The following is a 23,736-nucleotide window of genomic DNA, read 5'->3' as shown; positions in this document are numbered from 1 at the left end:
TCGGTTCTACCGCTTGAGGAATTCGAGGGCTTTCTCCACGAACTGGCCGTGGAACTGGAAGATGCCGCCGTGGCCGGCGTCGGGGTAGATGACCAGTTCGCTGTTCGGCAGGCGGTTGGACAGGTCGACCGTGTTCTTCGTGGGCACCATCCTGTCGTTGTCGCCGTTGGCGACGAGCACGGGCTGGCGGATGACGGAGAGGTCCTGCGGCTGCGCCAGTCCCCACTGGTGGATGGCCTTGAGCTGCGTGAAGTAGGCCTTGAGCGAGATCGCCTTGTCCCGGTTCCCGGTGCGTTCCTTCAGACGTGCCAGGAACTCCTTGCCCGCCCGACGCCCGTTGGCGGTCCTGGTGAAGAAGAGGAACTGCTTCGGGTCCTGGAGCGTGAACAGTCCCCGGACGGTGTCGAGGTGCGAGAGCAGGGTGACGTTCTCGATGCCCTCGCCACCGGCGGGCCCGGTGCCGGCGATGATCATCTTGCGGACGAGTTCCGGTTCGTCCTGGGCGATCACCTGGGCGATCATGCCGCCCATGGAGAAACCGAGCAGGTCGACCCGGGTCAGACCCATCGCCCGGATGAACGTGACGGCGTCCTTGGCCATCGCCTGGATGGTCTTCGGGGTCGAGCCGGTGGATGCGCCGACGCCCCGGTTGTCGAACGTGATGACGCGGTGTTCCGCGGCGATGCCGTCGACCACCCGCGGGTCCCAGTTGTCCAGCACCGCGGCCAGGTGGTGCAGGAAGACCACCGGGACGCCGGCCTTCGGGCCGAGTTCACGGTAGGCGTAGACCACGCCACCGGCGGTGACGGTACGGGTCGGCGCGTCCTTGTACGACGTCACCACGTCGGTTCGGGGCTGTCGTTGGTCGTTCACGGTCATGTCCTCAATGGGCCACCGTGGCGGCCCGGTCGTCGTCGCGTTGTCAACGATTGAATTATGACCATAATGCTAACCGGAGCGCAAGTGCCACACCCAAGCAGTGGTGACCCGGCCGAGCTACCGGCGGCCGCGCCACACCTGGGCCCGCGCCCTCGGGTTCGAGCGCGGCGATGTGCTCGCCCGTCTCGTCGAAGACGAAGCCGAAGCCGGCGCGGAGGCCGCTGACCGGCACGGGGAGCGTCCCCGGCGAACGCCCCGTCGTGGTGTCCCACGGCTCCAGACCGCTTCGGGTCTCCAGCACGACCCTGGCCGACGTGGTCGGGCCCGGGACGCGGGTGGAGTTGCCCGCTTTCCCCGACCGGGATCGGGACGTCCACCTTGCTGTGCGCCGCAGACGGTCGGAGGATCCGTTCGTCCATCTTGGACTGCGCTTTGCCTTCTGCGGAAGGATGTCCACTCGGAGTGCCAGGATCCGCGGACGTCGCGGTTGTGGCAGTGGGAGGTCGCGGAGCGTCTGGTAACGGGGTCACGGTGTGATCGTCGCGGAGTATTTCGAGGCCGGGTGCACCCGGCTCAAGGGCTGGGCGGATCGGCCGCGGGCCGCCCGGTCGTTGGCCGCGCTCGCCGATCCGGATCGCGGGTTCGACGCGATCGTGGTGGGGGAGTGCGAGCGGGGGTTCTGCGGTGACCAGTTCGTGCGGATGGCGTCGTTGTTCGAGTGGCACGGTGTGCAGGTGTGGCTGCCGGAGGCCGGCGGGCGGGTCGATCTGGCACGTCCGGCGTTCCGCCCCGTGCCCGTGGACATCACCGACCGTGCATCCGTCGCCACCGCACTCGGCTCGCCCGAGGGCCTGCGCGTCGTCTGGAGTCCGACACCTGGTACGCGTTCGACGCCCTTCTGAACGGGCCGGCCCGGGGCGAACACCACGCGTCCTACGGTGATCGGATGCAGAAACTGGGCGTTGACTTCCGGGATCTGCTCGCTGCAGGATGTGGCGCAACGCACTGGACACCGGCGCGAAACAAGGCTCGGACGGCCTTCAGTCGCCCTTACGGCCTCGACTTCCGTGCTGCTGCCCGATCTGCCGGGCAGCGCATGGCGTGCCGGTACCGCTCCGCAGAGGAGAACCCCCTGGACACCGGATGACGTCGTACGAGTGAAGCCCTGGTTGTTAACGCTAACAACGCAAGGTGGTGCGGTCGGTTCCGGTCGGCGGTCGCTTGTTGTCCCCTCGCCCCTCCGTCTTTCCTGTCGGTCTTCTGATTCGGATGTGAGCGTGAACATCGAGGCTGCGAGGCAAGGTGCCGGTGGAGCACTTCTCCATGGCGAGCAGGGGAAACGGCACGTTCAACGTCGTCGGCATCCACAGTGGACTGTGCCTCGACGTGTTCAACTCCGCCACCACCAACGGCACGAAGTTGGTGCAGTGGACCTGCGGTAGCGGCGCCAACCGGCAGTGGTTGCGCCGCAACGCATAACACCCGGCCGTGCTCGGTTCGGTCCTGCGGCAGCCGGTACGAGCCCATCCGGGGTCAAGCCCCTGGCACGCAAGACGGAAACGCTGTTTCCATCCAATGTTTCGAACCGGTGTCTACCCACCCGCCGGACATCACGCTAGTTTGGCGGGGAAAATCATCATACGTAGGATGATTCCTAGCCAAGGACAGAATCGTGGACATCACCAGACGACAGCTCGGCCGGCTCGCCGCGGTCGGCACCGGGGCGCTCGTGCTGCCGGGCCTGCTGCCACCAAGCACGGCGGCGGCAGCCCCACCTCCGGCTGGGACGTGGGGCGACCAGGGCGACGGCACCTACGTCAACCCCATCATCCCGGCCGACCTCAGCGACTGGGACTGCATCCGGGTCGGCGCCGACTACTACGGCATCACCAGCACGTTCGGGTACTCGCCCGGCATGGCCGTCCTGCACTCGAAGGACCTGGTCAACTGGCGGACGCTCGGCGGCGCGGTCGACGATGTCACCCGCATCGGACCGGAGCTGAACTGGGACCGGATGAACCGCTACGGCCGTGGCGTGTGGGCCGGGTCCATCCGCCACCACGCGGGGCGGTACTGGGTGTACTTCAACACGCCCGACGAAGGCTTCTTCATGACGTCGGCCCCGTCGCCGACCGGGCCGTGGGAGCCGTTGCACGCGCTGTGGCGGACCTCCGGCTGGAACGACGTGTGCCCGTTCTGGGACGACGACGGCCAGGGCTACCTGGTCACCACGAACTACGCAGACGCCTACAAGGTGCACCTGTTCAAGCTGTCCACGGACGGGAAGTCGCTGGTCGGCCCGTCCACGGTCATCCACCAGTCACGGGGCAGCGAGGCCAACAAACTGTACAAGATCGACGGTACCTACTACCACCTCTTCAGCGAGGTGAAGTCCGAGGGCCGGGTGCTCATGATGAACCGCGGCAGCAGCCTCTACGGCCCGTTCGAGACCCGGCAGCTGCAGCACGTCAACCCCTCGGTGGACCGCGAGCCCAACCAGGGCGGGCTGGTGCAGGCCCCGGACGGCGCATGGCACTTTGTGACCCATCACGGCCAAGGCCACTGGGAGGGGCGCGTGCTGTCCCTGCTGCCGGTGACCTGGGTGGACGGCTGGCCGGTCCTGGGCTCGGTGGGCGCGGGCGGCATCGGCAACATGGTGTGGACTGGCAGTGTGCCCGCCGGCGGCACGCCCGGTCTGCCGGTCGACGCGCTGCCCCCCGTGGTGACCGGCGACCTGTTCACCGACACCCGCCTCAAGCCGCAGTGGGAGTGGCACTACCAGCCGCGCGCGGACCGGTGGTCGTTGACCGAACGCCCCGGCTTCCTGCGGTTGAAGGCGTTCGCACCGCTGGTGGCCGACAACCTGACCAAGGCCGGGAACACACTCACCCAACGGGTGCTGCGCACGGCGGGCGGCGCGACGGTGACAGTCCGCCTCGAACTGGCGGGCCTCGCCGACGGCCAGCACGCCGGGCTGTGCCACTACGCGGCGACCTACGCCGGGTTGGGTGTCCGGCGCTCCGGGAGCACCACCACGATCGCGCACAACGTCGGCGGCAGCCTGACCTACGGTCCGGTGATCACGCAGGACGCCGTGTGGCTGCGCACCTCGTGGGATGTCAACGGGGTCAGCCGGTTCTCCTACAGCCTCGACGGGAGCTCGTTCACCTCGTCCGGTGGCACCTACCAGCTCACCTGGGGCGGTTACCGCGGTGACCGGGTCGGCATCTACACCTACAACCCGAACGGCACCGGCCACGTCGACGTGGACTCGGTGCAGTACACCATCGCACCCACCAGGGCCTACAAGTGCGTCAGCGTGCGCAGCGGCAAGGTCGCCGACGTCTCCGGTGGGTCGGGCGCAGACGGCGCCGCCGTGATCCAGTGGCCCGACACCGGCAAAGCGAACCAGCACTGGGCCTTCCAGTCCACAGCGGACGGCTACCACACCATCACGTGCGTCGGCAGCGGCAAGGTGCTCGATGTGGCAGGGGCCTCGTTGGCGGACGGCGCGCGGGTCGTGCAGGCGACCGCCGACGGCCGGGCGAGTCAGCAGTGGCAGTTGCGCCCGCAGACCGGTGGCGTGTTCCTCGTGGTCAACCGCCACAGCGGCAAGGTGCTCGACGTCAGCGGAGGCAGCACTGCCGACGGTGTCGCGCTGATCCAGTACCGTGACACCGGCGGCTCCAACCAGCGATGGACCTTCCACCGCGTCACCGGCTAGGGACCCTTGTGGGGGCCTTGCACGGTCGAGCAAGGACACCCCCATCGCCGCGTTGCACGGCACCAGACCACGCGACGTGTGTTGCACCCCTGACCTGCGGGGTCAAGACGAAGGGGCGGGCTGCCAATACCGGCAGCCCGCCCCTCGATCACGACTTCCGTCAGTCGGGCCAACGGCACGCTGCGGTCGGAGTGGACGACCGTCCCGCCCGCCGTAGCCCGCCGTGTCGAGCGCCGTGACGATGGCGCTCCCGATCGCGCCCGTGCCGCCGGAGGGAGGTGTGTCGCCGAGCGAGCTCTAGTCGTGTCCTCCGACTGAGGGGCGACGGATCCGCGAGATGCCGTTGTCGCTGCTGCTCTCGGTCGGCGTGAGCGCGGACGAGCCCAGGAGCGCCAGCTTTTCGGCGTCTGCGGAGCCGGCTTCGGCGTGGTAGATGACGAGAGTGATGCCGTCCGTTCCGCTGATCGCGAGCCTCTCCCGGTGCAGTCGCATCTCTCCCACCTGCGGGTGGTCGAACGGGACCGAAGTACCGCGTTGGGTGCTCACGTCGTGGCGGTTCCACAGCGTGCGGAAGCGCGGGCTCGCGAGGGAGAGTTCTCCGATGAGCTCGATGAAGCGCTGGTCGTCGGTGTCGGTGCCCACGGACCGGCGGAGGCTGGCGACGTAGCACTTCGTGGTCCCGTCCCAGTCCAGGTGGAGGGTTTGCTCTGCCGGGTCGAGGAACACGTCGAGCAGTTGGTTGCCCCCGACCGACAGGCGCGGCGACAGCGCGGTCGCCGTGGCGTTGGCGGCGAGGATGTCGAAGTAGCGCCCCTCGACGAACGCGGGATGCGGCAGGGCCGACAGGAGCTTGGCGGTACTGGCCGGCGCCGTCTCCCTCCGCGGCCTGCGTCGAGTTCGTCGGGGGTCGTCCGCGACGAGGCTCAGCAGGTAGGTCATGTGCTCGTCGTCGAGCTGGAGGACGCGTGCGATGGACCGGAGGACCTGCACGGACGGGTTGCGGTCGCGTCCCCGCTCGAGGCGCAGGTAGTAGTCGACGCTGATGCCGGCGAGCATGGCAACCTCTTCGCGCCTCAAGCCGGACACCCGCCGCCTGCCGACATCGGCGAGGCCCGCCTGCTCGGCCGTGACGAGCTCGCGGCGTGCGCGGAGGTACTCGCCCAGGTGGTTCGGCTTGTCGGTCACACGAGCACCGTAACTCGCCCTGTACCCAGGTTTGGGAGGTCCTGTCACTACCTGGGTCGGCAGGGGCACTGGTTCGGTCCCGGCACTCGGCGTTCTCTGCGTGAGGCACCACTCGTCCCACTCCACGAGAGGAAGATCAGGCATGAGCTCGCAGGTGAATCGACAGATCATCCTGGTGGCACGGCCGCACGGGAACCCGAAGGAGAGCGACTTCGAGATCGTGGAGCGCCCCGTGCCCGTCCCCGGCGACGGACAGGTGCTCGTTCGGAACATCCTGTTCTCGCTGGACCCCTTCAACCGCATCCTGATGGGGAACGCGAACAGCGACCAGGCCCCCATCGAGTTCGGTGACACCATGTTCGGCTTCACGGTCGCCGTCGTCGAGCAGAGCAACAACCCCGCTTTCGCTGTCGGCGACCACGTCGCCGGCGTCTTCGGGACCACCGGTTGGCAGGACTACGCCGTGTCCGACGGGTCGGACCTCCGGGTGGTCGATCCGGACGCGGCGCCGCTGGAGGCGAACCTCGGCGTGCTCGGCGTGACGGGTCTCACGGCGTGGATCGGCTTGACCAAGATCCTCGACCCGAAGCCGGGCGGAACGCTCGTCGTCACCGCCGCGGCGGGTGCCGTCGGCTCGGCCGCGGCTCAGATCGGAAAGCTGCGGGGATATCGGGTCGTGGGGATCGCCGGCGGCCCCGAGAAGGCCCGCCACCTGCTCGAGGATCTCGGCTTGGACGCCGCCGTCGACCACAAGGCGCCCGACTTCGCCGAGCAGCTCGCCCGCGCCGTGCCCGATGGCATCGACACCGTCTACGAGAACGTGGGGGCTGCCCTGTTCCCCGCGCTGGTGCCGCACCTGAACCGGAGCGCGCAGATCGCCGTGGGCGGCGTCATGTCGCAGATCACGCGGACCGGTGCCTTCGAGGGACCGGACAACCTGCCGGACCTGCTGAGGGCGACCGTGTACAAGACCCTCACCATTCGCGGCTTCAACGTGACCGAGTTCTACGACTGCTACCCCGAGTTCCTCGCGGATCTCGCTCCAGCCGTCGCGGAGCAGAAGCTGCACTGCAGTACGCACATCATCGACGGGGGGCTCGAGATGATCCCCGTCGCGTTCCCGGAGATGTTCACGGGCCGCGTCGCCGGCAAGATGATCGCGAAGATCAACTGACCGCGCGAGGTCGACCCCGGGCTCGGTGGTGGACTAAAACGATGTCCTGCCCACCACCGAGTCCCCGCGTCACCGCAGGGAGCAGGCCCGGATGACGGTCTCGGTCACCGCGTTGCCGGTCATGTCGGCCGCCGTGGCGCGGAGCGAGACGAAGCCGCCCGCCACGCCACCCGCCGGCACGGTCACCCGGTCACCCGACAGATCGGCCCGCTGCCACGTCCGGCCGTCGTCGAACGACACCTCGACCGTCCGCACCTTCGCCCGCACGACCGGCGCGTCCGGCTGGTGCGCGGCGGTGACCGTGCCGGTGAGCGCCTCGGCCGCGGCGGCCCGGTTGTGGTCGTCCAGCGGCAGCGTGAACCGGACGTCCAGCAGCGGCAGGGCACGGCGCGTGGCGTCGCCCCGGCCGATCCGGAACGTCCACTCGGCGCCGGTCCGCGTGGAGAGCGCCGGGACCATCGCGGTCTCGGCGACCGGGCGCGTGGCGTCCACGACGAGCCGGTACGTGCCGGGAGTGGCGGTGAACGTGCCCGTGCCCGGCACGTCGCTGCGCCCGACCTCCCGGGCACCCCGGTACAGCGTCGTGGTGCCGAGGTTGGTGGTGTCGTACTGCGCGACGTTGCCGGGGTCGCTGTCGGCGAACATCGGGATGGCGAACCGGACGTCGTCCCGCACCCGGTACGCCCACGGCAGGGGCTTCCCGTCCTGCGAGTCGACCGGTGGGGTGGTCAGCTCGGGTCCGAACGGCGCGCTGAACACGCGGGACGTCCGCCGCTCGCCGGGCTTCAACTCCACCGGGATGGTCGTCTCGAACCCGAAGTCGCCGGTGTCGGTGAACCCGGAGGCGGCGGCCATGCTGATCGCGGTGCCTTCCGTGGCGTGGTCGGAACGGCGCTGCGGCCAGATCGTCTCCACCTCGGCCGACGCGGTCAGGCCGCCGAACGTCCAGAACCCGTAGTGGAACCGGTACTGGCCGGGCTTCGCGGTGTCGACCAGCAGGCGGTCGACCGTGCCCAGGGCAGCGCGCCGGTATCGGAACTCGTGGCCTTCCGGCACGTGCCCGGTGACGCGGTCGGCCAGGAAGTAGGCGTCCGGACTCCCTGCCCGCGACAGCATCGACACCTCGACCGGGCGCCGGTGCAGCAGCGCCTGCAACGCCTGCACCTCGTCGCGCGCCCACAGGGCGGCCATCGGCAGCGCGGGCGGTTGCGGCAGGCCGGTGTAGGACAGCACGGCCTTGGCGCCCTTGTCCTTCGCCAGCTCGATGCCGCGCGTCAGCTCGTCGATGTCGAGCGGGGGCTCGTTGTCCCAGTCCGGCGGGGCGATGAGCACCAGCGCACCGGTCAGGTCGCCCGCCTTCTCGATCGTCTCCGGATCTGCGAGACCGATGTCGACGACGCGACCGGTGATGACGCCCTCGAAGCCGAGCGGGCCCGCGGTCCCGACGGAGGTGAACTCGAACCCGCCGTCGCCCACCACGGTCACCGCCACGTGCGGCGGCGTGAAGTAGCTGAACTGGACCAGGTCCAGGCCGCGCATCCGCGGGCTGCCGATGGTGTAGAGGTCGGTGTTCTCGTCCGGCGTGCCGCTGAACGCGACCAGGGAGCCGTCGATGGGGCCGTCCTCGTCGGGGTCGGACACGATCGCGGTGACACCGCCGTACCCGGCGCGGGCGTCGGGGTCGTCGATGGTGGCGACGATCCGCCTGCCCCGCTTGGCGTCCACGACCACCTCGGTCGCGCCGGCCACGGCGGCCGGCTGGGCGAACATCGTGGTCGCCCCGGAGGAGTCCTGCGTGATACCGGTGATCCGGTAGTCGCCCGCCGGCACGGTGAACCGGGCGGGTTCCCCGTCCCACACCATCGCGTCGGACGACCGGCCGGTGCGTTCGTCGGTGACGATGACGACGCTGCGCACCGGCTCGCCGTCCTGCCCGGTGACGTCCACGGTCAGCTCGTGCGGGTCGCCCAGCAGGTTCGCCGTCAACGGCGTGGTCAGCACGATGTCCCTGCCGCGCGCCACGACCGCTCCTGTCACCTCGCCCCGTGTCCCGGCGTCGCCGTTCACACCGACGACGACGGTGGTCCGGGAGCGAGCCGGCACCGTGACGGCGCGGTCCAGGACGATCCGGTCGGGTTGGTCGACCTCGGCGGTCAACTCCAGCGCCACGTCCCGGTCGCCGTCGTTGACGTAGGTGATCCCGTGGTCGGCGCGCCGTGCGCCCCACACCTCGCCGAACCCGGCGACGCCTTCGACGCGCACCTGCTGGGTGGTGGCCCTGGCGACGTCGAGCCGCCCCGCGCCCTGCGCGTGCGTGTCCACGTCCGCGAGCCGGTGTGCGCTGCCGACGAGCGCGCCCTTGATCTGCTCACCGGTCCAGTCCGGGTGCTGCCCGGCCAGGATCGCCGCCGCGCCCGCGACGTGCGGCGCGGCCATCGACGTGCCGGACAGGCGCGCGTGCCGCTCGTCCACCGCGAACGGGGCGAGCGTGCCGGCGGCGCGGGCGGCCACGATGTCGGAGCCCGGCGCCGAGATCTCGGGCTTGAGCCCGAAGTCGCCGATCCGCGGGCCCCGGCTGGAGAAGTTGCTGAGCTGGTCGGACTTGGTGACGCTGCCGACGGTGAGCGCGCGGTCGGCGGTCCCGGGGCTGCCGACGGTGCTCCGCCCGCCCGCGTTGCCCGCCGAGACGACGAACAGCACGCCGGTGGTCTCGGAGAGCCTGTTCACGGTCTGCGACAACAGGTCCGTGCCGTCGCCGGCGCCGCCGCCGAGGCTCATGTTGACGACCTTGGCCCCGTTGTCGACGGCCCACTGCATGCCCGCGAGCACCCAGTCCTCCCGTCCGCCATAGGAGCCGAGGACCTTGCCGACGAGCAGCCGCGCGCCCGGTGCGACACCGGTGTGCTTGTCGCCGACGCCCGCGATGCTGCTCGCGACGTGCGTGCCGTGGCCGTCGGTGTCGACGCGGGCCTCGCCCTCGTCGGTGAAGTTCGCCTCGGCGTCGACCTTGCCGGCCAACTCGGGGTGCATCGCGTCGTAGCCGGTGTCGAGGACGGCGACCTTCACGCCGTCGCCGCGCAGCCCGGCCCGCCACGCCTGCGGTGCGCCGACCTGCGGCACGCTTCGGTCGAGCGCCGCACGGACCCGGCCGTTGAGCCACACCTTGCCGGTCGCCGCGACGCTCGTGCCGGTGAGGTCACGCCACACCGACGCGGCCTCGGTCTTGGGGATGTCGCGCTTGGTCAGCCCCAGCCGTGCGAGTGGCTCGGCCTGCGCCGCGGCAATGGCGGCCCCGCCGATCATGGTGGGCACCACGGGCTCGTGCTCGTCGTCGTAGTCCTGCTCGACGAGGCCCGTGACGTCGAACAGCCGCCGGTCGAGGCGGTCCTGGCGCAGCAGCGGCAACGCGTCCAGCGGGATCACGTGGTCGTGGCCTTCGACCCGGAACTGTCAGGAGCGGACGTGCTCACGCCCCTGGGCCATGCGCACGCCCGCGACCCGGCCGTCGCGCACGACGACCCGGTCCCCGGTGATCAGCGTGACCGTCGTGGTCTCGCCCACTGGCACCGGGTCCTCCGGTGCCACCCGCGCCGAGGCGGGCACGGCGGCCATCGCCGCGAGAAGCACGGCGATGGCCGCCGTGCCGGTGATTCGGTGCAAGATTCGCGCCTTTCGCCGTGGCCGTCCCCTCATGTCCGGCCCACGTCGTGATCACGCCGGGAGAGCACCTTCCGTTGCAACCGCAACAGGAATCACACATTCACCGTTGCCGGCCGCGGTGATCGTGAACGACGTCTCCAGCTCGAAGTCGAGATCGCCGCGATGCGGTGCTACGAAGGAGTAACCGCTTCGTCGGTCACCGCGCACGAGCCGACGGTGCTGCATCAGCCACCCCGGGGTCCGCTCGACCACCCAACGGCGTGGCAACACGTGAAACCCTGTGGCGGCAATACGTTTGACGACTTCGACGCGGATGCCGAGCCTGACGCCGTGGCGGACGACCTCGTCTTTGCAGCCGCCGTCCACCCAGGCCGACGACACCTCCGGGTGCGTGACGGCCAGGTGGTCCGGAACGTCTCGACCGGCGGTCGAGTCTTGGACCGACGCGGCGGTGGCGACCACGGCGAGCAGCAGCACGAGTACGTCGGTGGCGATGTGCCGTTGCGGCCCTTGATCTTCTTGGCCGCGTCAATGCCCTGACTGGATTCGTTCACGTTGCAGGAGGTTTTCACGCTCTGCGAGTCCACGATCGCGGCCGTGGGAGCCGTTTTACGCCCAGCGGCGGTACGGACCTTGCCGCGCAACAGGTTGTGCAGTGCGGCAGGTCTGGAGCCTGCGTTCCAGGACGGTGATCTGGTGGCGCAGCACCAGGATCTCCACGTCCTCGTCCCGGTCGCTCATGGGCAGCAGGCGCAGTAGCGCGAATGCGTTGGTCACGCCCGGGTAAGCCAGTCGGAGCAGCACGGCTGGGCATCATGCCGCGTCAGCCGACGGTGCTGCGGACCGCGACCACACCCATGAGCACTTCGAGCCCTTGTCCTGCTTATGCCTTCAACCTGCATGGATAGAGTTATCGGCAGGCACAGAGCCCTTTCCGACCTCTGGTCGTGGGGACGGGAGCGGTGGCCGGGTGGAAGTTCGGTGGACATCGCAGCGTGCGTTGACGCAGGATGGCGGCCGTGTCGGAGCCCAGCAGCATCCACGTAGCCGACTACGACCCCGACTGGCCGCGGCAGGCCGCTACCGCGATTGATGCTCTCCGGGCAGCGGCACCCGGGCTGTTCGTGGAGATCGAGCACATCGGCTCCACCGCTGTCCCGGGACTGGCGGCCAAGCCCGTCATCGACCTGATGGCCGCCGTCCACGACCTCACGCACGCTCGACCCCACCAGGCGGCGCTCGCCGGCCTCGGCTTCCACCCGCACGACAACGGTATGACTGACCGGCTGCTGTACGTCCGCGCAGACAGTGGCGTCCGAAGCCATGTCCTGCACATGGTGAGCCTGGAGAGTTGGCCTACCCGGAACCAGCGGATCTTCCGTGACTACCTGCGCGCCCATCCAGAGGACGCGGCCCGATACGCGCAGCTCAAGCGGGTGATCATCGTCGTCGGCACGACATCGGGTGAGTATGCGCGAGCGAAGACGACGCTGGTGCAGGAGCTCACCGACCGCGCTCGCGCACAACTCGGCCTGCCATCGGAACCCGTGTGGGAGAAGCGGTGAACTCCTGCAGCCTCAGGCTGAGGGTGCCAGGTGGAGGGTCAGGACGGCTGTGCGTGCCATCGTCGCCTTGTGCCGCTCGGCCGCGTCGAGCCCTGATCGGGTATGGATAGACGACTAACGGCCGCGCGCCTCCGCGCGTTACGCGGACGTCGGTCAGTTCTGACCGCACTTGCCGATCAAGCGCGTGATCAATGTCGATGAGGTACTGGCTGCGGTGTCCGGGCCACAGACCTTGAATGGCTGGGGTCTGCGATGGCCTATGGCGGTGGGGTGGCCGGGGGCAGGCCGGTCTGAGCGAGGAAGCCGGGTATCAGGTCAGGCCGGTACTGGATGCGCTTGAGTCTGGTGCGGGTGGCGGCGGCCAGGTGGTCGACGGAGGTCACCGATCGCGACGACATGCTGCTTGGACTTCACGACCGACGTGCCGAGACCCCGGCGGACCGAGGCAGTGCTCGATCCGTCAGCGGTCGGTGGCGTGCACGAGGCCGTCGGGCAGTGGGACGCGGTCGGCCGCGCAGTCGCACGTGATAAACCCGGCGACGTCGGTGGTCATCTCCGCGATAATGGTCGGCGTGGATGAGGTCGAGGTCGTCGTCGCCCATCACGAGTGCGCGACCCTGCGCGTCGGCGACGTGTTCCTGAAGATCGACGCTGATCAGACCCGCACCGACGTCGAGGTCGAGGCGATGGCCATGGCGCCGATCCCGACTCCGGAGGTCCTGTGGCGGAAGCCGCCCGTGCTCGCGCTCGCCGCCCTCCCAGGGACGGCCCTGGGCCGCCTCGGCGAGCCGTCGACCGCGTCGTCGGCGGCGTGGGCCGCGGCGGGTGCCGCCGCACGGATGCTGCACGACGCGCCGCTGCCGCCATGGCCCGGTCGCAGCCCCGACGAGATCGCATCGCACCTCGACGGCGAATGCGAGTGGCTCGTCACGAATGGCGTCCTCCCCGCCGACCTGGTCACGCGCAACCGCCGGGTTGCCGAGGCTGCGCTCCGGCCGTGGACACCGGTGTTCACGCACGGCGACCTGCAGATCAGCCACGTGTTCGTCGACGGTGACGAGATCACCGGCGTGATCGACTGGACCGAGGCGGCCCGGGGCGATGCCCTGTACGACCTCGCCACCTTGACGCTCGGACACGAGGAGCACCTCGGCGACGTCGTCGCCGGCTACGGCACCGACGTCGACCTCGACGTGATCCGCGCGTGGTGGTCGTTGCGAAGCCTGCTGGCGGTCCGCTGGCTGGTCGAGCACGGCTTCGACCCGTCCTCGCCAGGCTGCGAGGTCGACGTGCTGAGATCCCGGCTGTGAGGCTGCACGAGCCCGACGGCTAGGAGTGCCGTTCTGCCGTACTTCGAGCCCTTGTCCTGCTGACGCCTTCAACCTGCGTGGCTGGGGTTGTCGGCGGGCACAGCGCCGGTGCCGGCGTCCCTGCCGTCGCCTCCCGCGCGCACCAGGCACATGACCGCGCGCAGCAGGTCGTTGGCCTCCGTGGTCCGGTTGCCGGAGGCGATGAGGACGTAGGCGGCGAGCACGGCGGCGGACAGGGTCTCCACCCGTTCCCGGAGGTTGCCGGCCGGGATCTCGCCTGCCCGCGCGGCACGTTCCACGGCGACGGTCAACGCCCGGCCCAGCGTCCGCAGGTAGCGCTGGGTGCGTTCCTCGACCGCGGCCGGGGCGTCGCGGAACTCGACGATCGTGTTCATCGCCAGGCAGCCGCGCCCGCCACCGTGTTCGGCCACATCGGCGATGCGCGCGAAGTACACCTCGATGTCGGCGAGCCCGGCGGTCCCGTGCTCCAGGGGACCCAGCATCACCGCGTCCACGGTGTCGAGGTAGCGGTCCAGCACGGTGAGGAAGAGTTCCAGCTTCGAGCCGTAGGCGTTGTACACACTGGACGCGGACAGCTTGGTCGCCGCCGAGAGCTCGATGAGCGACGCGCGGTCGTATCCCTTGCGCCAGAACAGGTCCATGGCCGCGGCCAGCACCTGTTCCTCGTCGAACCCCCTGGGCCGCCCGCGTTGGTTCGAACTTCGTGTATCGGTCATTTCGCCGCCTGGCCGATTAGTGTATCGTCTGTTCCAGATTAGCGCGCGTCTGGTCAGCGGGTGGGGGTACCGGATAGTGACGGGTCGGGCAGCACGCGCCGTCGGCAAGTTCGTCCGGCGCTTCCGGTTGGTGTCGTTACTGGCCTGGATCGCGTTCGCCGCCGGGGTCAACGTCGCTGTGCCGCAGCTGGAAACGGTGATCGCCGGCAGCACCACCCCCGTCGTCCCCGAGTCGGCGCCGTCCTTCCAGGCGCTGCTCACCATGGACAAAGCGTTCGGTGGTGCGGGCGCCAAGTCGGTCGCGTTCGTCGTGCTCGTCAACGAGAACGGGCTGTCCCAGGCTGATCAGGACTACTACGGGAACCTCGTCGGCACGCTGCGCGCCGACCACACCCACGTTGCCGGTGTCCAGGACTTCGTCAGCGTTCCGGAGCTGAAGACCGCGCTGGCCAGCGAGGACGGCAAGGCGATCTACATCCCGGTCGGTCTGCGCGGCGCGGCGGGCTCGGCCGCCGCGGCCGAGGACATCGGCTTCCTGCGCACGTCGGCCGCCGTCGGCAGGCCTGCCGACCTCGTCGTCAGCGTCACCGGCGCCACCGCGACGATCAGCGACCTGTTCGTCGCGGTCGAGGCGAACATCGCCCCGATCACCCTGATCACGGTCGTGCTCATCGCGGTGATCCTGCTTGTCATCTACCGGTCGGCGATCACCGCCGCGATCGCCCTGGCGACGATCGGCGTCGCGCTGGCGGTCGCCCGCGGCGTCAGCGCGTTTTTCGGGCTGCACGTCTTCGACGTGTCGACGGTGACCGCGTCCTTCCTCACCGCGGTGGTACTCGGCGCGGGCACGGACTACGGCGTCTTCCTGATCAGCCGGTACCACGAGTTGCGCCGGAACGGGGTCGCGCCGCAGGAGGCGGTGCGCACCGCCGCGGCCAAGGTGAAGCACGTCATCATCGCCTCCGCGCTCACGGTCGCGGGTGCCAGCGCCTGCATGGCCTTCGCCGAGGTGGGCGTTCTCCGCACCACCGGCCCCGCCATCGCGGTGAGCGTGTTGATCACCTCGGTCACCGCGCTGACCCTGACCCCGGCGCTGCTCGGCATCGCCGCCCGGTTCGGGTGGGCCGAGCCGCCGCGCACGCGCACCGGCCGGTTTTGGCCCGTGGTCGGCACGACGGTCGTCCGCAGGCCCGGCGTGGTACTGCTGACGGGGCTCCTCGTGCTCGGCGGGCTGGCCGCGTTATACCCGTTCCAGCGGACCAACTTCGACGAACGCGCGATGCAGCCGGCCACGACCGAGAGCAACGTGGGGTACCGGGCGCTGGCCGACCACTTCCCGGCCAACGAGGTGCTGCCCGGTTACCTGATCCTCGCCGCCGACCACGACCTGCGTAATCCGCGTGATCTCGCGGCGCTGGAGCACGCGGCGGCGAGCGTGGCCAAGGTGCCCGGCGTGGCCACCGTGCGCGGGGTGACCCGGCCGTTCGGCACACCGCTGGACGCCGCGTCGCTCGGCCGGCAGGTCGGGGAGGTCGGTCAGCAGCTGGCCGACGCGGGCAAGCAGGTCGAGGCGAGCAAGGAAGGCGCCGGAAAGCTGTCCGGTGGGGCGGCACAGGTCGCCGAGGGCGCGGATCGGCTGGCAGACGGCGCGCGCAAGGGCCTGACGGGCCTCGACGAGATCATCAACGGGCTGCAGGCCGGCGGCAAGGGGCTGGCGGACCTGGAATCCGGTGCGGCGCAAGGACATGATGGCGCCACCAAGCTCGCAGGCGGCGCCCAGCAGCTCGCCACGGCGCTGAGGACGGCTCACGACCAGACCGCGGTCGCCGTGGAAGGACTGCGGATGGCGTCCGAGGCACTGGCCGGTGATGTGCTGTGCGGGCTGGATCCCATCTGTGCCCAGGTTCGCCAGGGCATCGACGAGATCTACCGCGCCGAGCGCGACCAGCTGCTGCCGGGGCTGCTCAAGGCCGCGGAGGGAGCCGACGCGCTGGCCAAGGGCGGTACCGATCTGGCGAGCGGCCTGCTGCAGATCCAGAACGGGATCGTCGCCGCGCACACCGGTGTCGACCAGCTCGCCACCGCGCAACAACGGCTCAAGGACGGGCTCGGTCAGCTCGCCGACGGCGCCGACAAGGTCGCCGACGGAGCCAACCGGGTGAGCGACGGCTCGAAGGAGGCGGGGCAGTCCGCCCAGCAGTTCACCGAAGGGCTCGAACGCGCTGCCAGCTTCCTGCTGACGACGAGCAAGGAGGCGGGCGACCCGGCCATCGGCGGCTTCTACCTGCCCGCGGGCGCGATCGACGATCCGCGGCTCGCCCTCGCCCGCAACTACTACCTCTCCGCGGACGGCCGGACGGCGCGGCTCATGGTCCTGGACAGCACGGACCCGTTCGGCGCGGAGTCCGCCGAACGCGTCGACGTCCTCAAGGACACGGTCGCGATGGCGTTGCGCGGCACGTCCATGGAGAACAGCCAGGTGCTCGCCACCGGTCCGGCCGCCGTCAACGCGGACGCCGACCGGCTCATCGAGCAGGACTTCGCGCTGGTCGCGCTGATCGCGCTCGCCTGTGTGCTGCTCATCCTGGTGTTGTTGCTGCGCAGCATCGTCGCGCCGCTGTACGTCCTGCTCTCGGTCGTGCTCTCCTACGCCGCGGCCATCGGCTTGAGCGTGCTGGTCTGGCAGGAACTCATCGGCGTCGATCTCGAGTGGACGGTGCCGGTGATCACGTTCGTGGTACTCGTCGCAGTGGGAGCGGACTACAACATCCTGCTGATGACCCGCATCAGCGAGGAGGCCGCGAACGGCGACCGGGAGGGCATCCGCCGGGCGGTCGTGCTCACCGGCGGGGTGATCACCTCTGCGGGGGTGATCTTCGCGGCGAGCTTCCTCGCGATGCTCAGCGCCGACGTGGTGTCGCTCGCCCAGGCGGGCTTCACGATCGCGGCCGGACTGTTGCTGGACACGTTCGTGGTGCGGACGTTGGTGGTGCCGTCGATCGCGACGTTGCTCGGGCGGCACAGCTGGTGGCCGTCCAAGGCAGGCCGGGGTGAGCCGACGGCGCACGACGACGCCGTGGTGCCGTCCGCGACCTGAGAAGTCGTTGCGCGCCACCGATCACGCGCTTGATCAGCGAGTAGGTCCGAACCGACCGGCGCGCGGGAACGTGAAGATCTTTTGGGTTGACTGGGCCATCCGGGTGAAGCCGAACGGCATATGGTTGACGGGTCCGTACGGCCGTCACTATGTTGATTTTTCACGTTCAATACAGGGGTGCGACAAATTTAGCGGTCGAGTTGAAAGGTGCCGGCTCTGGGGAGGTGCGGGGGCACCTGAGGACTGCCGTCCCGTTCTTGGTGTTCTGACGTAAAAGGCGGAACCGTGGCTATCCGCGCGTATTTTCTTGAGCATCGCTCGGATTAACTCTCTCTCATCAAGTGGGAGGCCGCTGGTGTCGCCGTGACGTTGCGTTGCTGATTCGTTCGGCAGGTGCAGGTCTCGTGATGTGGGGGTGTGGTGTTAAGCTACCCGTCGCTCGTTGACGGCCAGGATGTCGACCACGAAAAATGGTTATACGTTATTAGGGCCGGCGCGTTGCTCCGTGATGAAATCGGCGCCCTCAAGCTCAAACGAAATCTGGACAGAGGTGTTCTTCGGGACACCGATGATCAGCGAGTGGCGGGCCGGGTCGGCTTCAGCACGACCGAGCACGTCGTGGCCGCCGCGGCGGCCGCCCGGCGGGCACAGCCGGACTGGGGCGCCGCCGGTGTCGACGACCGCATCGCGTTCGCCAGGGCGGTCGGTGAGCGGGTTCGCGCACATGCCGCGCAGTTCACGGAGGTGCTGGTCGCCGAAGGCCATCCGAAACGGTTGGCCGTCTGGGAGGTCGCCAGCTCGCTGGAGATGACCTCCCAGGAGAACTTGGACCGGGTCCGGCGGCAGCTCTGCGAGGTCGGCCGGGTCGGGCAACGCGAGACCCGGCTGGTGCGCAAACCGGATGGAGTGGTGGCCGTCCACCCGCCGCACAATGCGGCGACCGCCAATTCCATGCTGGCCATGGGCGCCCTCATGGCGGGCAATTCGGTGGTGATCAAGGCACCGCGGAGTGCACCATTGGGCACGGCGTGGTTCTGGCGTGAGATGGTGCGCCCCGTATTGTCCGAAATGGGTGCTCCCGCCGGGGTGTTGAACGTGATCTGCGCGTCCCCGGGTGAGGTGCTGGACCACTGGCTGAACAGTGATGACGTCGATGATCTGATGTTCTTCGGCGAGTCCGAGCGCGGGATCGCCATCGGGAACGAATGGACCGCGCGCGGGAAGAAGGCCATCCTCGAACTGGCCGGCAACGACGGTGTGCTGGTGTGGCGCGATGCCGAGGTGAGCCACGCGGTCACCGCGCTCACCGAATGTTTTTACGGCTCGTCGCAGATCTGCATGGTGCCGAAATATGCCATTGTGCACGCCGATGTCGCGCCGGCACTGCTGCGCGAGTTGACCGAGGCCGTGGCGGCGATCCGGCCGGGGTACCCGGAGGACGAGGAATCCCTGTTGTCCCCGGTGCTCAAGCAGGCGGACTACGACGTCGTGCTCAAGGATGCGCTCAGCGCGGGCGCCGAGTTGGTCCACGGTGGACGGCGGCTGGAGATCGACGGCCGGGCCGACGAGATGGGACCGTTCATCGAGCCCACGTTGCTGCGGATCGACGGCCTTGCCGCGGCCGAGACCCTGGACGTCGTGCGGCGCGAGACCTTCTTCCCGTTGCTGCCGATCGTGGTGGTCGAGCCGTCCCGCCAGCGGGACGATCGCCTGTTGCGGGACTGCGTGGACTTCATGAACCGCAACAAGTACGGGCTTCGGAACTCGGTGTGGAGCCGCGACGAGCACGTCATCGACACGGTGTGCCGCAGGCTGAACAACGGCGGCATCCTCAAGATCAACGACAGTCACATCGGGCAGGTCGCCGGGCTGCCGACGCACGGCGGGACCGGTCTCACCGGTGGCCCGTTCGGCGAGGCGCACTACCCGGTGCTGCGGACCAGCCACCTGCAGGCGATCAGCATCGCCACCGCGGTCGAGCCGAGAACAGCGGTGTTCTCGAGCGTCACCGGCCGGGCCTGACCGCCGGCCGTTCCTTCCATTCCTTCCAGTTCCGGGCCCGAGAGGTCCGGCGATGGCAGCTGCCTCCACACCGACACACGGGACGTGCGGATGAACTTCATGGAGAAGTACCTGGCCACGTTGAACGCCAAGCTGCCTGGGCTGGCGGACGACCTGGCGGAGATCGGGCAGGAGGAACTTGAGACCGACAGCACGCGCGGCCTGAGCAGCTTCCGGGCTCGCGGCGGCCCCGGTCTGCTGGTGCCGCAACGGCACGGCGGACCGGGCGCGACGGCACTGGAGGCCGTGCACTGCGTCCGCGCGCTCGGCGCCCTCGCCCCGTCCTTGTCCGTGGCGACCACGATGCACAACTTCTCCGTCGCCGCGCTGGTGGCCGTCGAGGAGAACTTCGACGGCTTCGAGTGGATGATCCTGGACGCGATCGCGAATGACCGCCTGCTCATCTCCTCCGCGTTCGCGGAAGGGCTGTCCGGGCAGGGATTCCTCACGCCGACGATGACGGCCCAGAAGAAGGGGACGGGCTGGATCGTCAACGGTTCCAAGAAGCCGTGCAGCCTCTCGAAGTCAATGGATCTGATGTCGGCCAGCGTCACGCTGATGGACGGTGACGAGCGCGTCGGGATCGGTGTGATCGTCATTCCCGCGACGGTGGACGGCATCACGACCAAGCCGTTCTGGGACGCGCCCGTGCTGCGCGGCGCGGAAAGCGAGGAAGTGATCCTGACCGACGTCGAGGTGCCCGACGAACTGGTGATGAAGCCTGAGGAGAGCGCCACGGTGTCCCTGGAGGCCCTGGAGGCCAAAGGGCTGATCTGGTTCACGCTGTTGATCTCCGCGGCCTATGTCGGCATGGCGAGTGCGCTGGTGGAGCGGTTGCTGCAGACGCGGAAGGGCTCGGCCGAACGCCGGGTGACCGCGGCGTCGGAGCTGGAGGCCGCCACGTTGGCCCTGGAGCGCGTGGCCACCGTCGTGGACGGCACCGACACCGCGCCGGAATCGTTGCCACAGGCTTTGATCGCGAGGTACGCCGCGCAGAGCGCGATTCGACGCTCGGTCGAGACGGCCGTCGAATGCCTCGGCGGGATGCAGTACATCAAGAACCCGATGGTGAGCTACCTGACGTCCGCGGTCCACGCGCTGGCTTTCCACCCGCCGTCCCGCATGTCGGTGGTCGAGGAACTCGAGAAGTCCTTCATGGGTCAGCAGATGTCGATCACGTAGACGCCTTCGGGGGGAAGAGGTCCGGCATGCAGAACGACACCCTTGATCACCAGGAAAAGATTCGGACGATCTACGCCAAGAACCTGGGCAGCCGGCTCGCGGCGATGTCCCGGATGCTCGGCGGCCACATCGAGCGGGACTCGCACGGCGCGGTGCTGACCACCGAGGACGGCCGGGAGTTCGTCAACTGCGCCGGATACGGCGTGTTCCTGCTCGGCGCGACCCACCCGGACGTCGTCGCCGCGGTGGTGGAGCAGGTGCAGCGGCATCCGGTGTCCGCCCGGCTGTTCATCGACACCGTGAGCCCGCGGGCCGCGGAGGCGCTGGTCGGCATCGCGCCCGAGGGCATGGAGAAGGTGTACTTCGCCGGGTCCGGTGCGGAAGCCGTGGAGACGGCGCTGAAGTTGGCCAGGGTCAACGGATACCGGCGGATCATCACCACGGTCAGCGGCTATCACGGCCGGACCCTCGGCGCGCTGAGCGTGAGCGCGCGTCCCGTCTACCAGGAGCCGTTCCGGCCGCTGATGCCCGACGTGGCCGAGGTCCCGTTCGGTGACGCCGGGGCACTGGACCGGGCGCTCGACGGCGCGCCGCCGTCCTGCTTCATCGTCGAACCGGTGCAGGGCGAGGGCGGCGTGATCATTCCCGAGCCGGGCTACCTGGCCGAGGTGTCGCGGATCTGCGCCGAGCGCGACTGCTTCCTCATCGTCGACGAGATCCTCACCGGGATGGGCCGGGTCGGCCGGATGTGGGGGATCAGCGGCCAGGACGTCCGGCCCGACGTGATGCTCGTCGGGAAGACGCTGTCCGGCGGGGTGATCCCGGTCTCCGCGGTGCTGGCGACGAACAAGGCGTACGCGCCGTTCGAGAAAGATCCGCTGCTGCACCAGTCCACGTTCAGCGGCTCCCCGGTCGCCACGGCGGCCGCGCTGGCCGCGATCGAGGTGATCCGGCGGGACGACATCGCCGGCCGCGCCGACCGGATCGGCCGCAGGTTGTTGGCCGGCTTCCGGGAGGCGGCCGGTGCCGCGCCCGAGGGTGTGGTCAAGGAGATCCGCGGTGCGGGCCTGCTGATCGGCATCGAGTTCACCGACGGTGGCTACGCCGGGGAGATGATGCTCGCGCTCATCGAGCACGGCGTGCTGGCCAATCATTCCAACAACAATCCGACGGTCATCCGTCTCACGCCGCCCGCGGTCATCGAGGAATCCGAGATCAAGAAAGTCGAGGAAGCCGTGCGCCGCGGATTCGAATCGCTCGGTGTCTACTGATCGGCCTGCGAAGGGGGAACCATGCAGACTGTGACAATCGAGAGCGTCGTGACCGGGTGGCGTCCGGTGGACGTGTACGAACGCCTCAAGGACTCGGACGTGTACGTCAAATTCGCGCCCGAACAGGTCAAGTCGGTCGTCACCGAACCGGTCGACGAGCCCGATGAGGCGATCACCCACTGGGAGATCTACTTTCGCAACGGCCTGCTCTGCTGGTCGGAACGGGATTACTACGACGACGAGAAGTGCACGGTCCGGTTCGAGCAGATCGCCGGCGACTTCGACGTGTTCGAAGGCGACTGGGTGGTCTCGGCCCGTGGCCCGGAACCGGACGCCGAGGTGCTGCTCACCTTCACGGCGCACTTCGACTTCGGTGTGCCCAGCCTGGAGGCGATCATCGAGCCGGTGGCGATCAGGGTGCTTCGCCAGGCCATGGGACGCATCATCGGGAAATTGTTCGGCGGAGTCATCCTCGACTAGCTCCTACCTGAAAGAGCGGCATGGACACCGTTAACCACTTCTTCACGCGCGCGACCGCGCTGCACGCGAGGAGCGAGTACGCCCTCGGGTTCGTCGTGTGCATGTGGCTGATGATCAGTCACTGGTCCGAGCTGGATGTGCTGCAGGCGATCCTGCTGTTCGCCTACATCGACCTCATCGGCACCGTGCCGGGTCTCTGGGCGTACATCCGCAGTCCGAACGGGCAGATATCGAAGGTCTACTACCACGTCTACAACTTCCTGCACAGCTTTGTGACGCAGGGTGTCGTCATGATCGCCTACGTCGGGTTGTTCGGCTGGCAGTGGTGCCTGCTCGGTATTCCGACGCACTTGTTCATCGACCGTTTCTTGTTCAACAACTATCCCAAGCCGCTGGGTGTGGCATTCGATCCGGTCAAACATCCGGTGTTCGCGAAGTTCGAGCGCGAGTACGCCGAGTTCGACTCCGGCAGCGTGGACTGGAAAGCCGTCAAGAAGAACGAGAACTCGCTCACCGGACGACGCTGACACTGGATGGGGACAGCCGCATGACAACGACCGAGGAACGTCTTGTTACGGCGCTGCGCAACTCGCTGGCGGAGAACCAGTCGCTGCGCTCGCGGCTGTCCGAGGCTGAGGGCCGGGCCACCGAGCCGATCGCGATCGTGGGTATGGGCTGCCGCTATCCGGGAGGCGTGACCTCGCCCGGTGAATTGTGGGACGTGGTGGCCGGTGGCCGCGACGTCGTCTCGGAATGGCCCGACGACCGTGGCTGGAACGTGGCCGAGTTGTACGACCCCGAGATCGGTGTCGAGGGGAAGTCGTACGTGCGGGAGGGCGGTTTCGTCTACGACTCGGCGGATTTCGACGCGGGGTTCTTCGGGATCAGCCCGCGGGAGGCGGCGGCGATGGATCCGCAGCAGCGGTTGCTGCTGGAGGTGTCCTGGGCGGCGCTGGAGCACGCCGGCTTCGACCCCCACTCGTTGAAGGGCTCGGACACCGGCGCGTACGTCGGCGTGGCCGGCGCCGACTACGGGGCGCGGCTGAGCGCCCAGGTGCCTCCTGGGCTGTGGGGCAACATGACCGAGGGCAACTCGATCAGCGTGGCGTCCGGCCGGGTGGCGTACGTGCTGGGGCTGGAGGGTCCTGCGGTGTCGGTGGACACGGCGTGTTCGTCGTCGTTGGTGGCGTTGCACCTGGCGGTACAGGGGTTGCGCACGGGGGAGTGCTCGCTCGCGCTGGCCGGCGGGGTCACCGTCATGGGCTCGCCGGTGATGTTCCTGGATTTTTCGCAGTTGCGGGGTTTGGCGCCGGATGGGCGGTGCAAGGCGTTCTCGGATCGGGCTGATGGTTTTGGTCCGGCTGAGGGTGTGGGTGTGGTGGTGCTGGAGCGGTTGTCGGATGCGCTTCGG

Annotated in this window: 20 protein-coding genes and 2 pseudogenes; 13 read left to right on the top strand and 9 right to left on the bottom strand. The window is 68.9% G+C overall.

Annotated elements, in window-relative coordinates; genetic code table 11:
* Positions 1 to 6 precede the first annotated feature (6 nt).
* The gene (locus tag FM051_RS30685; protein ID WP_238412763.1) at positions 7 to 873 is read right to left on the bottom strand and encodes an alpha/beta fold hydrolase; all 867 of its coding nucleotides are present in this window, start codon (positions 871 to 873) and stop codon (positions 7 to 9) included.
* A gap of 539 nt (positions 874 to 1,412) precedes the next feature.
* Here FM051_RS30685 and FM051_RS30680 point away from each other — a divergent pair.
* The 3 genes from FM051_RS30680 to FM051_RS30670 all read left to right on the top strand — a co-directional run bounded on the left by FM051_RS30680 (position 1,413) and on the right by FM051_RS30670 (position 4,603).
* Positions 1,413 to 1,781, top strand: coding sequence for a hypothetical protein (locus FM051_RS30680; RefSeq protein WP_158849475.1), 369 nt, complete (start codon positions 1,413 to 1,415; stop codon positions 1,779 to 1,781).
* 421 nt (positions 1,782 to 2,202) lie between these two features.
* The gene (locus FM051_RS30675) at positions 2,203 to 2,358 is read left to right on the top strand and encodes an RICIN domain-containing protein (RefSeq protein ID WP_158849473.1); all 156 of its coding nucleotides are present in this window, start codon (positions 2,203 to 2,205) and stop codon (positions 2,356 to 2,358) included.
* A 193-nt stretch (positions 2,359 to 2,551) separates the two neighbouring features.
* Complete coding sequence (locus tag FM051_RS30670) at positions 2,552 to 4,603, top strand: family 43 glycosylhydrolase (protein WP_158849471.1); 2,052 nt, start codon at positions 2,552 to 2,554, stop codon at positions 4,601 to 4,603.
* A gap of 297 nt (positions 4,604 to 4,900) precedes the next feature.
* Here FM051_RS30670 and FM051_RS30665 read toward each other — a convergent pair whose 3' ends face one another.
* A complete protein-coding gene (locus FM051_RS30665) occupies positions 4,901 to 5,788 on the bottom strand; it encodes a helix-turn-helix domain-containing protein (RefSeq protein WP_158849469.1) in 888 nt (295 codons plus the stop codon).
* 142 nt (positions 5,789 to 5,930) lie between these two features.
* Between FM051_RS30665 and FM051_RS30660 the strand changes: the two genes are divergently transcribed.
* Complete coding sequence (locus tag FM051_RS30660; protein WP_158849467.1) at positions 5,931 to 6,962, top strand: NADP-dependent oxidoreductase; 1,032 nt, start codon at positions 5,931 to 5,933, stop codon at positions 6,960 to 6,962.
* 69 nt (positions 6,963 to 7,031) lie between these two features.
* Here FM051_RS30660 and FM051_RS30655 read toward each other — a convergent pair whose 3' ends face one another.
* The 5 genes and pseudogenes from FM051_RS30655 to FM051_RS52125 all read right to left on the bottom strand — a co-directional run bounded on the left by FM051_RS30655 (position 7,032) and on the right by FM051_RS52125 (position 11,426).
* Positions 7,032 to 10,385, bottom strand: a complete 3,354-nt coding sequence (locus FM051_RS30655) for a S8 family peptidase (protein WP_158849465.1) — start codon at positions 10,383 to 10,385, stop codon at positions 7,032 to 7,034.
* A gap of 27 nt (positions 10,386 to 10,412) precedes the next feature.
* Positions 10,413 to 10,622, bottom strand: a complete 210-nt coding sequence (locus FM051_RS30650; RefSeq protein WP_158849463.1) for a hypothetical protein — start codon at positions 10,620 to 10,622, stop codon at positions 10,413 to 10,415.
* 201 nt (positions 10,623 to 10,823) lie between these two features.
* Positions 10,824 to 11,084 (bottom strand): annotated as a pseudogene (locus tag FM051_RS54060) (IS5/IS1182 family transposase); the annotation flags it as partial.
* Positions 11,072 to 11,245: pseudogene (locus tag FM051_RS54055) on the bottom strand (IS5/IS1182 family transposase); the annotation flags it as partial. The pseudogenes FM051_RS54060 and FM051_RS54055, both read right to left, overlap by 13 nt.
* A complete protein-coding gene (locus FM051_RS52125; protein ID WP_158849459.1) occupies positions 11,232 to 11,426 on the bottom strand; it encodes a hypothetical protein in 195 nt (64 codons plus the stop codon). The gene FM051_RS52125 and the pseudogene FM051_RS54055, both read right to left, overlap by 14 nt.
* Positions 11,427 to 11,641: 215 nt before the next feature.
* Between FM051_RS52125 and FM051_RS30635 the strand changes: the two genes are divergently transcribed.
* Complete coding sequence (locus tag FM051_RS30635; RefSeq protein ID WP_202919094.1) at positions 11,642 to 12,187, top strand: GrpB family protein; 546 nt, start codon at positions 11,642 to 11,644, stop codon at positions 12,185 to 12,187.
* Between the two features lie 257 nt (positions 12,188 to 12,444).
* Here the strand turns inward: FM051_RS30635 and FM051_RS53315 are convergent, their stop codons facing one another.
* Positions 12,445 to 12,570 carry a hypothetical protein gene (locus FM051_RS53315; protein ID WP_274383765.1) on the bottom strand — a complete coding sequence of 42 codons (126 nt, stop codon included), beginning with the start codon at positions 12,568 to 12,570 and terminating at the stop codon, positions 12,445 to 12,447.
* Positions 12,571 to 12,750: 180 nt separating this feature from the next.
* On the opposite strand from FM051_RS53315, the gene FM051_RS30630 reads away from it, so the two are divergent.
* On the top strand, positions 12,751 to 13,497 hold the full coding sequence (locus FM051_RS30630; RefSeq protein WP_202919093.1) for a phosphotransferase family protein: 747 nt from the start codon (positions 12,751 to 12,753) through the stop codon (positions 13,495 to 13,497).
* A gap of 68 nt (positions 13,498 to 13,565) precedes the next feature.
* Here FM051_RS30630 and FM051_RS30625 read toward each other — a convergent pair whose 3' ends face one another.
* Positions 13,566 to 14,234 (bottom strand): TetR/AcrR family transcriptional regulator, encoded by a 669-nt coding sequence (locus FM051_RS30625; RefSeq protein ID WP_158849453.1) that lies wholly within the window; start codon positions 14,232 to 14,234, stop codon positions 13,566 to 13,568.
* Positions 14,235 to 14,310: 76 nt separating this feature from the next.
* Here FM051_RS30625 and FM051_RS30620 point away from each other — a divergent pair, with 76 nt between their 5' ends.
* The 7 genes from FM051_RS30620 to FM051_RS30590 all read left to right on the top strand — a co-directional run.
* Positions 14,311 to 17,331, top strand: a complete 3,021-nt coding sequence (locus FM051_RS30620; RefSeq protein ID WP_238412762.1) for an MMPL family transporter — start codon at positions 14,311 to 14,313, stop codon at positions 17,329 to 17,331.
* A gap of 420 nt (positions 17,332 to 17,751) precedes the next feature.
* A complete protein-coding gene (locus FM051_RS30615; RefSeq protein WP_158849451.1) occupies positions 17,752 to 19,353 on the top strand; it encodes an aldehyde dehydrogenase family protein in 1,602 nt (533 codons plus the stop codon).
* A gap of 90 nt (positions 19,354 to 19,443) precedes the next feature.
* Complete coding sequence (locus tag FM051_RS30610) at positions 19,444 to 20,574, top strand: acyl-CoA dehydrogenase family protein (protein WP_158849449.1); 1,131 nt, start codon at positions 19,444 to 19,446, stop codon at positions 20,572 to 20,574.
* A gap of 26 nt (positions 20,575 to 20,600) precedes the next feature.
* On the top strand, positions 20,601 to 21,845 hold the full coding sequence (locus FM051_RS30605; RefSeq protein ID WP_158849447.1) for an aspartate aminotransferase family protein: 1,245 nt from the start codon (positions 20,601 to 20,603) through the stop codon (positions 21,843 to 21,845).
* Positions 21,846 to 21,866: 21 nt separating this feature from the next.
* A complete protein-coding gene (locus FM051_RS30600) occupies positions 21,867 to 22,325 on the top strand; it encodes a type II toxin-antitoxin system RatA family toxin (protein WP_158849445.1) in 459 nt (152 codons plus the stop codon).
* Positions 22,326 to 22,426: 101 nt separating this feature from the next.
* Positions 22,427 to 22,852 (top strand): hypothetical protein, encoded by a 426-nt coding sequence (locus FM051_RS30595; RefSeq protein ID WP_158849443.1) that lies wholly within the window; start codon positions 22,427 to 22,429, stop codon positions 22,850 to 22,852.
* Positions 22,853 to 22,872: 20 nt separating this feature from the next.
* The coding region (locus tag FM051_RS30590; RefSeq protein ID WP_162470759.1) for a beta-ketoacyl synthase N-terminal-like domain-containing protein at positions 22,873 to 23,736 on the top strand (864 nt) is incomplete at its 3' end.

The sequence above is a fragment of the Saccharothrix deserti genome, from assembly GCF_009769385.1.
In the GTDB taxonomy this organism is placed as follows: Bacteria; Actinomycetota; Actinomycetes; order Mycobacteriales; family Pseudonocardiaceae; genus Actinosynnema; species Actinosynnema deserti.
The sequence above is the reverse complement of the archived record's forward strand: the minus strand, read 5'-3'. Positions and strand labels throughout refer to the sequence as shown.